Origin of the sequence: Mesorhizobium sp. M5C.F.Ca.ET.164.01.1.1 (assembly GCF_004792125.1) — a bacterium.
Taxonomy (GTDB): domain Bacteria; phylum Pseudomonadota; class Alphaproteobacteria; order Rhizobiales; family Rhizobiaceae; genus Mesorhizobium; species Mesorhizobium wenxiniae.
Genome location: NZ_SRTG01000016.1, coordinates 17,143 through 28,789, shown reverse-complemented (window position 1 = coordinate 28,789; position 11,647 = coordinate 17,143). Strand labels below are relative to the sequence as shown.

The following is an 11,647-nucleotide window of genomic DNA, read 5'->3' as shown; positions in this document are numbered from 1 at the left end:
CTGCGCCAGAACGCCGGCATCGATCTTGTCGGTCTTGATCCTAGGGCGACAGAACCCGCACCACCGCCATGGCGTTGCCCGTAGCCTCAATGACAACCTCATCCGTCCGTCGCAAACTGCGGCCGAACCCTTCCAGTCCCGAGCGGGTCATGTCGACCCGTCCGTGATGGCGCAGCCGGCCGTCTTCCCAAACCACCACCTCCGCAAAGGTGCGGTGGATGTCCATTCCAATCACACGTCTCATCGGCTCCCTCCTCAAACAGTCGGGAGCCGGCGGGCGACGCGACACCTACGGATCCGCGCTCTCGGCGCAACCGGGCAGCTCGCAGGGGCGGCCAGCTACTAACGCGAGCTCGCAGCTCATCGAATTGATCGGCCTGCCCGCACTTGGCGTGCTCCCGGTGCCCCTGTCCCGGATGGTCGCACCATACGCCGAAAATCGCTCATCTCCAGCGGGGATCGGATGGCACCGTCATGATCATACCGGTTACGAACGCGATCGAGGCGCTGAACTCCAAATTGCGCCGCGCCGTCCGCACCCCGGGACACTTCCCGAGTGACGATGCGGCCATGAAGCTGCTATATCTGGTGCTGAACCATGCGGCCGAGGAATGGAAACGACCGCCGCGCGAGTGGTTCGAGGCCAAGACCCCAGTTTGCCGTCGTCTTCGGCGAGAGGTTCGTCAGCCAATGACGAAATCGGCCTCGCGCACAGAATTCCTGACAGTCCCTAGACGATACGCTCCCGGATCTCGGCCCAATTCAGCGTCACGCCGTAAAAGAAACGCAACGCACAGACCGTCCAGTTCAGCGGCCGGCCAGGAAATGCTCTGGGACAGCAGAAACTTGCAACGCACGCGAGGTCCTCCGGCGCCAGCCGATCGGGCGACCGACGTCCGCCCTTCGACTTGATCACCGTCTTCTGGTTGATGCCATAGCACTTCGCAGGCGCGCCTAGGCTTTGCTCAACAGATCGCATCTCTCGTCGTTGCGACCCGTGAAGAATCTGGCCAGTAGCGCTTCCATTGATCGTGCGAAAATGATGCACCGCCAAAGCTCGGGATCAAAAACTTAGTAGGGTCGTCAGGGTTTCGGACCGCGGCACTGTGCCTTCGTAAGCTTGGCCCGATACTCCTCGTCCAAGATGGACGGCAGGGATATCTTCCTGGTCCGGGCGCCATCAATAGCGATCATTTCACCGCTAACGAAACTAGAATCGTCACTAGCCAACCAAAGGACCGCATCGGCTATCTCCTTTGGAACGCCAATCCTTCCTACCGGGTGAAGCTGTCCCAATTCGCGCTCGATCAAGCTTCGGTCCGGGTGCATCTCGACATAGGCACGATTCAGCTCGGTTTCGATCCAACCGGGGCAAACGGTATTGCAACGTATGCCATCCGGCCCGAGGTCAACTGCTAGTCCGAGTGTAAGACCATGCACGCCGGCCTTCGTGGCCGCGTAGGCAGTATGCCAGGGGTTGACCATATAGCCCTCGACCGACCCGATGTTGACGATCGTGCCCAAGCCGACGCGTCTCATTTCCGGGACCACATACTTGACCATCAGAAACGGACCACGAAGATTGACCGCCATAACCCTGTCCCAATCCTCGGCAGTCTGTTCATCGACGGATTTATGAATGACCACACCGGCATTGTTGACCAGCACATCGATCCTGCTGAACTTCTGTCGGACCTCGTCAACGAATGCGCGAATTGAGGGCTCCTTTGTGACGTCAAGAGACATAAACGTGAGCCTCTCCACGCTGCCGGAATCGCCGGAGGCATCGTCACGCAAATCGCCGACGACAACCATGGCGTCTTCATCAGCGAGTCTCTCAGCAATTGCACGCCCTATGCCTCGGTTGCCACCGGTGACGATGGCAACTTTGCCTGATAGCCGATTACCCAAGACTTCCTCCTATCGTGCCGTGAAGCCGCCATCTATAGGAACAGCAACGCCCGTGATGTGCCTGGCTTCCTCGCTCGCGAGGAACAGCGTCAGACTTGCGATTTCTTTCGGAGTAGCCACGCGGCCCTGGGGTATTGAATCAACGTTCCGTTGAAGGATCTCATCCACGCTGACTGGCTTCCTATGTGCCGACGCAAGCATGGGCGTATCGACGGCGCCAGGGCATACGGCATTGATGCTGATTTGCTCTTTGGCGTGATCAAGGGCCATCGCGCGCGTCAACAGAACCACCGCGCCCTTCGAAGCGCAGTAGGCAGCCAGCCCGGAGCAGCCAACCAGCCCAACATTCGAGGCTATATTGACAATGCTCCCGCCGCCGGTCCTCCTCATAGCGTTCACCGCGGCGCGGCTAAAGTAGAACACACCATGGACATTTGCGTCGAATATCTGGCGCCACTCATTATCGGTCGTCTCAAGGGCGCTTCCACGCCGTATGATACCGGCGCTGTTGACTAAGCAGCTGACCTTTCCGAACCGCTCTACGGCGGAATTAGTAACCTGGTCCGCGAACGCTGAGTCAGTCACATCGCCCAGCATCAATTCGGCCGGACAATTGAGTTTCTGAACCGCCTCTAGGGCTCGTCGGCCCCGCTCTCGATCCCGGCCGACCAATATGATGGACGCCTCTATCGCGGCAAAGGCCTGTACGACGGCCTCCCCTATCCCCGATGTTGCGCCAGTAACGATAACCACCTTCTTGGAGAGCGTCATGGTAGTGATTGCCCAGCCGGAGTGATTTGGCCTGGAGTATTGTTGACGGCCTGCCTACTGACCAAAGCTCGCATTTTGTTAGTTTCTCCTCTTCGTAAGCGACCAAACAATGCGACAGAAACCTGAAAACATACAGAGCCTTGGACACCTGTGACGGCTGCATACTTGGTCTTGCCAATGGAACCATAGCAACGATTTATTTTTTCTAAATAGATCCGTGCAGTCACGGAATTTTCTGCCCGTTGATGCTTACAACTATCACGAATACCAGCAATTTCCCAACATTATATCATTAAAGTTTTTTAACATTTCTTTAAATCAACTATTTCAACTAATCTGCGAATGGAAGCCATTGCACACCCGCTTGGATACACCCGAGATGTTCGACCATGGTCGGCGAGCGACTCGTCGGCATACCTGCGTGTTTCAGAAATTCGCGGACACCGATTCCGCTAATTCCCGGACAGTTTTCGGGGCGGATATAACGGTCGGTTCTCGGGAGCGCCGATCTGGCATTTTGCCCTCTCATCATCGGGTTGAGAGGGGCCATGCCAAGACGGAAGCAAGCGAGACGAACGACAGTGAAAGACCTACGATCAATCCTGCGCCTGACGCATGAGCAGGGCCTCTCGGTGCGTGCGGTGTCGGAACGGCTGAAGATCAGCAAGACGTCCGTTTCGACCTATCTGTTGCGGGCGCGTGAGGCTGGCATCTCGGACTGGCCGCTGCCGCCGGGCAGTGACAATCACGCATCGCTTGAGCGGCTTCTGTTTCGCCGGGTTGGGCGTCCACCGCAAGGATCTGGACGAGCCCGATTGGGCGATGATCTCGCGCGAGCTGAAGCGCAAGGGCGTGACGCTGACGTTGTTATGGCAGGAATACCGCGCGGCGCACCCCGATGGTTATGGCTACACGTGGTTTTGTGACCGGTTCGGCGCTTTCCAGCGCCGGTCGAGCGCAACCTTCCGCAACCGCCACGAGGCAGGCGCGGTGATGCAGACCGACTATGCGGGTCACACCGTGCCAGTCGTCGATCCCGATACTGGCGTCATCTGCCAGGCTCAGATCTTCGTTGCGGTGCTGGGCGCGTCGTCCTTCACCTTCGCCCATGCCAGCTTCAGCCAGAAACTGCCGGACTGGATCGAGGGCCAGTGCCGGGCACTCACCTTCTTCGGTGGGGTAACGAAGGCGATCGTCTGCGACAATCTGAAGGCCGGCGTCGCCAAGGCGCTGTGGTTCCAGCCGACGCTCAACCAGACCTTCGCTTACATCCTGAGCGCCGCATAGCGCCGTTCGATGAAGATGCACAGATCGTCTTCGAGCTGGCTGTTGGAAGGCACTCACACGCCGTGGCGAGCGCATGGTATATTGATGGCAGTTACCATTGATGACACACGGCTGCGGCGCGTTTGGTGTATCGGCTTCGACCGTGGCGATTCTGATAAGAACCGAACCAGAGAACTAAAGTCTATTGTTTGATCCCGGCCTTTAATCCTGTTCGCGAACCATCCAATTGCGTAATCGACCAATCGACCAAATCGACAGCATTCTGAAGCGTGGCCACAGTCTGAGCGAAGCTGGGGGACGAGGCGATGACACATCCGACACAATCTCGGGCATCGCCTTTCCTGACGATAGGCGTCTTGGGTTCAATATACCACTTGACCTCGGCGACTCCAGGTAAAGCAGCCGCCCGACTATCGTCAATGATCTCGAGGGCGCCATCGCTGTCAGGAATTAGGAAACGAGCGGCGGCAGTTTCTGAATGGCTTCTGCGCAAATCCCATTCGTCGCCTATCACAAGTTTGATGTGCTCAGTGACAAGATCAACACCATAAGCTAGCTGAACCAGTTCAGGACTGGGCGAACCCGGAAGACGGGGATTGACTTCAATCACGACTGGGCCACGCTTCGTCCCGCGGAGTTCAACGTTCGTTGGCCCCCAGCCAAGGCCGAGAGCTCGCAAACAGCTCAGCATAATATCGGCGATTCGATCTTGCTCCTCATCACTCACCAACGCCGGATAGGTCTGCTCACGATAGACGAAATGCGGTGTCGGGCCGAAGTCAAGGGTGGCAATCCCAATGACGTCTGTTCCCATTAGGTCAGCTGTATAATGGGGGCCTTGTACGAATTCTTCGATCAGTACTCTCGGATTAGACCGTACCTGTTTCCCGCCCAACAAATAGTTCGTATGTTCGACCAACTCGTCGACGGTGCGGCACAGTCGGACACCGATACTGCCTATTCCTACGGTTGGCTTAACAATCACTGGCAGGCCGATCTCCGCAGCAGATCTTTTTGCATCCGCCGCATTCTCCGCCAGGCGATATGCAGGTATTGGAACACCGGCCTCCGCGAGGAGCTGACGTTGCATGAATTTGTCGCAGCATCGCTCGACTGACACGGGGTTCGGCCCCGGCAGATCGAAGTGCTGGCAGAGCTTGCCAACTGTCGCATAGACGGCCTCCAGGCCGCTCGTAATGCCAGCAATGTCATGGATCAGTCGCAGCCGCGAACATTCGCAGATCAGCGCATCTAGCTTGCTCGTGTCCACGCGGAATACCTCAGTTCCACCCGCCACAAGATGCTCGTACCGAGCTGGATCCGCCGACAGCATGATTGGATGAAGGCCAAGACGCTCGGCCGATTGGACGTATCGCAGGATATTACTTCCACCTTCAATCAGGATGAGTGCACTTGCCATTGCTGTTTACTCCCAAGTTGCGTGCTGTGCGGCATTCCCGACGTGGATCGGCACAGATTTCTTGGCCATGCTGGACCTCACACGTTGGGGTCAAACTACCATAACCAGTGATTGGGACAGCAAAGATCCTGTGAAGTTATTTTAACCGTCTGTTGCAACTGTGATTCCCGGCGGGGGGGCGGGCGGGTTTCCAGCACTCCGACTTCTCCCGAGCTAGCGCAGGGCTGTCCGGGGAAAGTTATTCATATATGAAGGCCATCTGATTGGGAGAGGTTCGGCCTCTTGGTCGGCTTGTATTGACCAGTGGCGGCTTGTCGATGGTGTGTATTTTCCGCCGGCCGAATAAGTATTGAGCGACCAGTTCTGTGAACCTCAAGATTGGATTAGTGACGCGGCGGGTGCGCGCGATAATGCGCAGCTGCGCAAAGGCGATCATTGCTGCAAAGAGTTGCAGGCGGATTGCATTGCCGTTGTTGCCGAGGAACTTGCGGATTTTGAGGTGCTGCTTGATCCATCGGAACAGATGCTCGATTTGCCAGCGGCCTTTGTAGAGCCGCCCAATCTCGACGGCGGAGCGCTCCAGATCGTTGGTGAAAAGCGTGATGGCGTCGCCCGCTTCGCGCTGAACGCGCGGGCGACGCAGGCGCATCGGCAGCTTGCAAGGACCCTTGCTGACCAGGCTTACCTCACTGTCTTCCACAACCAGGAAGCCGTCGCCTTGCGGCTCGGCTATAGGGCGATCGCGCACCCCCATATTGGATTTGGGCCATGTCACAAAGATCGATCCGGCTTCGGCGATCGCCGTCCACCAGCCATGATGGCAGTAGCCCTTGTCGAACGGGTAGGTCGCTACAGCTTCGATCGTGATCTGGCGACCGACCTGGGCGTCGTTGACGTTGGCGTCGGTGATGTCGAGGAGGGACTGTCAGGAATTCTGTGCGCGAGGCCATGATGATGAAAGGAGAGAATCATCACATGGCTATCGAGAAGGAACTTCTGGACCAACTGCTTGCCGGCCGCGATCCGAAAGAGGTGTTTGCCAAGGACGGATTGCTCGACGACCTGAAGAAGGCGCTTTCAGAGCGGATTCTGGACGCTGAACTCGACGAGCATCTCGAGGGCGAGCCACTGACGGCAGCGCCAATCGCCGCAACGGCCATTCGAGGAAGTCGGTTCTAACGGGCACGTCGAAGATGACGCTGTCGATCCCGCGCGACCGGGCCGGGAGCTTCGATCCGAAGCTGATCGCCAAATACCAGCGCCGCTTTCCCGATTTCGACGACAAGATCATCTCCATGTACGCGCGCGGCATGACGGTGCGCGAGATCCGCGGCCATCTGGAGGAGCTCTACGGCATCGACGTATCGCCGGACCTGATTTCGGCCGTCACCGACGCCGTCCTGGAGGAAGTGGCCGAGTGGCAGAAGCGCCCGCTGGATGCGGTCTATCCGCTCGTCTTCTTCGATGCGATCCGGGTCAAGATCAGGGACGAAGGCTTCTTTCGCAACAAGGCCGTCTACATCGCGCTCGGCATCCTGCCGGACGGCACGAAGGAGATCCTCGGCATCTGGATCGAGCAGACCGAGGGCGCCAAGTTCTGGCGGCGCGTGATGAACGAACTGAAGAGCCGTGGCGTCGCCGACGTCCTGATCCCCGTTGTCGACGGCCTGAAGGGCTTCCCCGAGGCGATCAACGCCGTCTTCCCCCAGACCGTGGTCCAAACCTGCATCGTGCATATGATCCGCCATTCGCTGGAGTTCGTGTCGTGGAAGGATCGCAAGTCCGTCGTGCCGGCGCTACGCGCGATCTACCGGGCAAAGGATGCAGAAGCCGGCATGAAGGCCTCGATTACCCAGAGCTGGCGGCGCAACTGGCAACACGTGGTACCGTTCTTCGCCTTCCCCGAAAGCGTGCGCCGGATCATCTACACCACGGATGACATCGACAAGCCTGATTTCGGCTTTTTCGATTCCTGGTGCGTTTCTTTGTTCGGCTCAGGTGAGCCTGTTTCTTCGTCCCGGCCCACAGGATTTCCCGTGCGAGCGTGTCGAGACGCTGTCAAGGCTGGCCGGTGCGGTGGTGGCACGGCCGGCTGCGAGGTTTCCAGGCCACGCCTTGACGGCGTCGAGCACGGCGCCAGTCTGGAGCGGACCGAGACCGCGGTCGTGCCGGGACATTCCTTATGCTATATTTGTCCGGCACGGACGACTGTCATCGGGCAATGAGTGGTGTAGGGGATGAGAGTGCCGCCACGCAGCCTTATAGTCGTTCCTCCTTTGTGGCGTCCGTGCGCCGCTTCGGCCCGCGTGACCGCCGGATGTCGCCGACGGCGGCGATGATACCGCTCGCGACGATGGCCTTGACGCCGGTGATCGTCTGAAGCCGCCGGACTTGCACATCATCAACCGCTTCCCGGGCGATGTCGCGATCGAGGTCAGCCAGATCCTCGGCCAGGCGATCGATCTCGCGGATGTGGCGGGCGATAGCGGTCCGCTCGTCGTCGGGAAGCACCTGCCGCTCGAGCCAGGCGCGACCCCGACGGTTGAACACATCGGCATGCGGGCACTTCGGCACGAGGTGCGCCTGCAGGACGCTATGCACCTCGTTCTTCACGCGCGTGCGATGCCGCACGACCTGGTTGCGCCGCGCGACTAGGCAGCGAAGCCGCTCAGTCCGCTCATCGGGAACCCAGACCTCCGGCAGAAAGCCTGCGCCAGAACGCCGGCATCGATCTTGTCGGTCTTGATCCTAGGGCGACAGAACCCGCACCACCGCCATGGCGTTGCCCGTAGCCTCAATGACAACCTCATCCGTCCGTCGCAAACTGCGGCCGAACCCTTCCAGTCCCGAGCGGGTCATGTCGACCCGTCCGTGATGGCGCAGCCGGCCGTCTTCCCAAACCACCACCTCCGCAAAGGTGCGGTGGATGTCCATTCCAATCACACGTCTCATCGGCTCCCTCCTCAAACAGTCGGGAGCCGGCGGGCGACGCGACACCTACGGATCCGCGCTCTCGGCGCAACCGGGCAGCTCGCAGGGCGGCCAGCTACTAACGCGAGCTCGCAGCTCATCGAATTGATCGGCCTGCCCGCACTTGGCGTGCTCCCGGTGCCCCTGTCCCGGATGGTCGCACCATACGCCGAAAATCGCTCATCTCCAGCGGGGATCGGATGGCACCGTCATGATCATACCGGTTACGAACGCGATCGAGGCGCTGAACTCCAAATTGCGCCGCGCCGTCCGCACCCCGGGACACTTCCCGAGTGACGATGCGGCCATGAAGCTGCTATATCTGGTGCTGAACCATGCGGCCGAGGAATGGAAACGACCGCCGCGCGAGTGGTTCGAGGCCAAGACCCCAGTTTGCCGTCGTCTTCGGCGAGAGGTTCGTCAGCCAATGACGAAATCGGCCTCGCGCACAGAATTCCTGACAGTCCCCGGCCGAAGTGGGCGCCGCGCGGCCAGCCAAGGTGCCGCATCGGCGCTGGAAGACCATGACCTTCCTGGCCGCCCTGCGCCACGACCGCGTCGACGCCGCATGGCTCATTGACGGGCCGATCAACGGCGAGCGCTTCCGGCTCTATGTCGAGAAGGTGCTCCTGCCCACCCTCAAGCCGGGCGACATTGTCGTCATCGACAATCTCGGCTCACGGGCAAGGCCGTCCGGCACGCCATCCGCAAAGCTGGCGCCAAGCTCTTCTTCCTGCCCAAATAACTCGCCGGACCTGAATCCAATCGAGCTGCTCTGAGCCAAGCTCAAGCATCTGCTGCGAAAGGCCGCCAGACGCACCGCCGACGCCGTCTGCAGCGCCATCGGTCAAATTCTCGACACCGTCACATCAAAGGAATGCGCCCACTACTTCACCGAGGCAGGCATGCTCCAACCTAAAATCATCGCGCTCTAGCTAGTGAAAACGGTGTCACGGGACTTACCGGAAAAGGTGTCCGGGACTTACTGAAACACGCACTATGATCGAGCATGCCAACGAGTATCGGCGTATGGCCGGTCCCTAACACGAGCTGTTCCCTCATCGGACAGACTAATTGCTGTTGCTGGCCAATCGGAGGTTATGAAGTTACATCGCCTCGATGCCGAGATTCTCGAGAAACTCCAGAAGGCCTCGGTCTTGAGAGGCGCGGACTCTCCTGTTCACCAGCCCACGTGAATGACCGCTTCAGCGACCTCGCGCGCTAAACCACCGAGTCAAGGGCGTAATAGCTTCGCTCGAAGTATACGGACTGCCAATCTTGGTGGTAGTTCGAGATCGCCAACATATGGCCGGGCTGTATGTTGAGCTAAGCATAGCCGCCAAAGCCGGTCTGTTCAGCCAGTCTCGCCAAAGCCTACTCAAGGTTGCTTTGATCGCTTTCGAGCGCTGAGTTCGGTCGCTTGTCCAGCCAGGTGCTGCATAGTTTTTCCCTAAACTTCTTCTGCGATTTGGTTAGTACCCGATGGCCGGTAAGGCGGCGAAAACGGGGCCAACTCCTCTTTTGGTGCGACCCGTGGGGAGATCGCCCAAGGCTACGTTTGCTGGCGAGCGAAGCAGGGGCAGTGGGGGCAAATCGCTAATGCAAGGTTATAACAGTGTGCATAATATTGCTTGTGAGGCTGACCATCAAACTGGATAGTCGCCATTCCGAAATACGATTGCAAAGGCCGCCGTAGATTGCCTTAGGAGGCTAATGAGGTGGCCGCGCTCTAGCCATATGGTTCAACCTCGATTGATGCAAACCACCTTTGGCTGAGTCATCTCCTCGTAGGCAAATCGAACGCCTTCCCTGCCCATGCTGCCGTATTTGAAGCCCCCGAAGGGCATGGCATCGAAGCGGTAGTCCGACGAGTCGTTGATCATTACGCCGCCTGCCTCGATCTTTTTTGCCGCCTCAAGCGCGACAGGGAGATTGTTGGTGAATATGCCGGCATGCAGGCTGTATTCCGGAAGGTTGGCCATCTCGATGGCTTCATCAAGCGTATCGAAGGGAGCAAGCATCACGACCGGCGCGAACACTTCCTCGTGCCACAGCCGGTAGGTCTGAGGCGTGCCTTCCAGCACAGTCGGATGGTAGAGGGAGCCCTCGCGGCGGTGTCCGCACAACAATTTCGCGCCCGCGTCAATAGCCTCATTGACTGCTGTCTCGGCGCGTCCCGCTGCCTCTCTGGAGATCATCGGACCAACGTCCGTATCCTCGCGTGACGGATCGCCTGCCTTAAACTTTTTCGCTGCCGCGACAAAGGCATTCCGGTACCGCTCATAAAGTGCCGCCTGCACCAAGAGGCGCTGGGCGCCGATGCAGTTTTGGCCTGCTGCCCAGAATGCGCCAGATACGCAACTTTCAACCGCTTTGTTGAAGTCGCAATCATTCATGACAATGACCGGCGCATTGCCGCCGAGTTCCATCGCCAGTTTCTTGAGCCCTGCCGAGCGACTGATTGCCTCTCCGGTTGCAAATCCCCCGGTGAACGACACCATGCGAACGTCGCGGGCGGCGACCAGGGCCCTGCCGAGATCGGTACCGCCAACCGCGACAGTGATTACCTCCTCCGGCAAACCGGCCTCGCGAAGGGCTTCGACGAGGCTGATCGCCGAAAGCGGCGTCAGCTCCGATGGCTTCAGCAGAACGGCATTGCCGCCGGCGAGTGCGGGACCGAGCTTGTGAGCTACAAGGTTCAGCGGATCATTGTAGGGCGTAATGGCGGTGATGATCCCGAGCGGTTCACGCGTGAACCAACCCTGCCGCTGCTCTGATCCAGCATACGCATCGAAGGGCACCATCTCGCCGGCATTGCGCTTTGCTTCCTCAGCCGAGAGCTTCAGCGTATTGACGCAACGCAAGACCTCCTTGCGCGCCTGAACAATGGTCTTTCCAGCTTCCCGGACGATGGTATCGGCGAAGGCGTCGCGACGGCGCTCGACAATCTTTGCCGCGTCTTCAAGGATGCTCGCGCGCCGGTGCCTTGGCAGGTTGCGCGAAAGCTCGGCTCCGCGTCTTGCGCGTGTCAAAAGCTCGCCGATTTCGCTTGCATCCGTAGCGTCGACCGTACCCACAACCGACCCGTCATAGGGGCTGTATACGGGTATGGGCGCCAGGCCGGCTGTGATGAGCAGTTGGGTAGGGGTCATAGAGAGTTTCTTCTTCCTAATGATGCGCCGCATGCGCGGCTGCCTAAGTTTTTAGTCGGAGCAAAGGATCTGGGACCTCCTCCACGCCCTGTCCTCACTTGATGCATCGGTTGATTGCTACCGGAACGTTTGCGAT

At 59.0% G+C, this 11,647-nt stretch carries 7 protein-coding genes and 6 pseudogenes; 5 read left to right on the top strand and 8 right to left on the bottom strand.

All coding sequences use genetic code 11. From position 1 onward, the window contains the following. Positions 1 to 244, bottom strand: a pseudogene (locus tag EN807_RS31210) (IS110 family transposase); the annotation flags it as partial. A gap of 245 nt (positions 245 to 489) precedes the next feature. On the opposite strand from EN807_RS31210, the pseudogene EN807_RS31205 reads away from it, so the two are divergent. After that, a pseudogene (locus EN807_RS31205) lies at positions 490 to 694 on the top strand (transposase); the annotation flags it as partial. A gap of 389 nt (positions 695 to 1,083) precedes the next feature. Here EN807_RS31205 and EN807_RS31195 read toward each other — a convergent pair. Next, positions 1,084 to 1,911 (bottom strand): SDR family oxidoreductase, encoded by an 828-nt coding sequence (locus EN807_RS31195; protein ID WP_135937821.1) that lies wholly within the window; start codon positions 1,909 to 1,911, stop codon positions 1,084 to 1,086. Positions 1,912 to 1,920: 9 nt separating this feature from the next. Further along, positions 1,921 to 2,682 carry an SDR family NAD(P)-dependent oxidoreductase gene (locus EN807_RS31190; RefSeq protein WP_135937820.1) on the bottom strand — a complete coding sequence of 254 codons (762 nt, stop codon included), beginning with the start codon at positions 2,680 to 2,682 and terminating at the stop codon, positions 1,921 to 1,923. Between the two features lie 548 nt (positions 2,683 to 3,230). Between EN807_RS31190 and EN807_RS31185 the strand changes: the two are divergent. Then, positions 3,231 to 3,948, top strand: a pseudogene (locus EN807_RS31185) (IS21 family transposase); the annotation flags it as partial. A 202-nt stretch (positions 3,949 to 4,150) separates the two neighbouring features. On the opposite strand, the gene EN807_RS31180 reads toward EN807_RS31185, so the two are convergent. Together EN807_RS31180 and EN807_RS31175 are read right to left on the bottom strand one after the other, a co-directional pair. Further along, complete coding sequence (locus EN807_RS31180) at positions 4,151 to 5,389, bottom strand: acetyl-CoA carboxylase biotin carboxylase subunit family protein (protein ID WP_135937819.1); 1,239 nt, start codon at positions 5,387 to 5,389, stop codon at positions 4,151 to 4,153. Positions 5,390 to 5,627: 238 nt separating this feature from the next. Then, positions 5,628 to 6,308, bottom strand: a pseudogene (locus EN807_RS31175) (transposase); the annotation flags it as partial. A gap of 56 nt (positions 6,309 to 6,364) precedes the next feature. Between EN807_RS31175 and EN807_RS31170 the strand changes: the two are divergent. After that, a pseudogene (locus EN807_RS31170) lies at positions 6,365 to 7,332 on the top strand (IS256 family transposase); the annotation flags it as partial. A 316-nt stretch (positions 7,333 to 7,648) separates the two neighbouring features. On the opposite strand, the gene EN807_RS37035 reads toward EN807_RS31170, so the two are convergent. Both EN807_RS37035 and EN807_RS37030 read right to left on the bottom strand, forming a co-directional pair. Then, positions 7,649 to 8,020 carry a hypothetical protein gene (locus EN807_RS37035; protein ID WP_246684474.1) on the bottom strand — a complete coding sequence of 124 codons (372 nt, stop codon included), beginning with the start codon at positions 8,018 to 8,020 and terminating at the stop codon, positions 7,649 to 7,651. 117 nt (positions 8,021 to 8,137) lie between these two features. Continuing rightward, positions 8,138 to 8,341: a hypothetical protein gene (locus tag EN807_RS37030; RefSeq protein WP_246684473.1), complete on the bottom strand. Its 204-nt coding sequence runs from the start codon at positions 8,339 to 8,341 to the stop codon at positions 8,138 to 8,140. A 244-nt stretch (positions 8,342 to 8,585) separates the two neighbouring features. Between EN807_RS37030 and EN807_RS31160 the strand changes: the two are divergent. Next, positions 8,586 to 8,790, top strand: a pseudogene (locus EN807_RS31160) (transposase); the annotation flags it as partial. 93 nt (positions 8,791 to 8,883) lie between these two features. Continuing rightward, positions 8,884 to 9,138, top strand: coding sequence for a transposase (locus EN807_RS31155; protein WP_135937818.1), 255 nt, complete (start codon positions 8,884 to 8,886; stop codon positions 9,136 to 9,138). A gap of 963 nt (positions 9,139 to 10,101) precedes the next feature. Here EN807_RS31155 and EN807_RS31145 read toward each other — a convergent pair. Continuing rightward, positions 10,102 to 11,511, bottom strand: a complete 1,410-nt coding sequence (locus EN807_RS31145; RefSeq protein WP_135937817.1) for an aldehyde dehydrogenase family protein — start codon at positions 11,509 to 11,511, stop codon at positions 10,102 to 10,104. Positions 11,512 to 11,647 lie beyond the last annotated feature (136 nt).

Coding starts and splice junctions, on each gene's coding strand:
- EN807_RS37030 (WP_246684473.1), bottom strand. CDS start 8,341: ATGAGACGTGTGATTGGAATGGACATCCACCGCACCTTTGCGGAGGTG.
- EN807_RS31145 (WP_135937817.1), bottom strand. CDS start 11,511: ATGACCCCTACCCAACTGCTCATCACAGCCGGCCTGGCGCCCATACCC.
- EN807_RS31155 (WP_135937818.1), top strand. CDS start 8,884: ATGACCTTCCTGGCCGCCCTGCGCCACGACCGCGTCGACGCCGCATGG.
- EN807_RS31190 (WP_135937820.1), bottom strand. CDS start 2,682: ATGACGCTCTCCAAGAAGGTGGTTATCGTTACTGGCGCAACATCGGGG.
- EN807_RS31180 (WP_135937819.1), bottom strand. CDS start 5,389: ATGGCAAGTGCACTCATCCTGATTGAAGGTGGAAGTAATATCCTGCGA.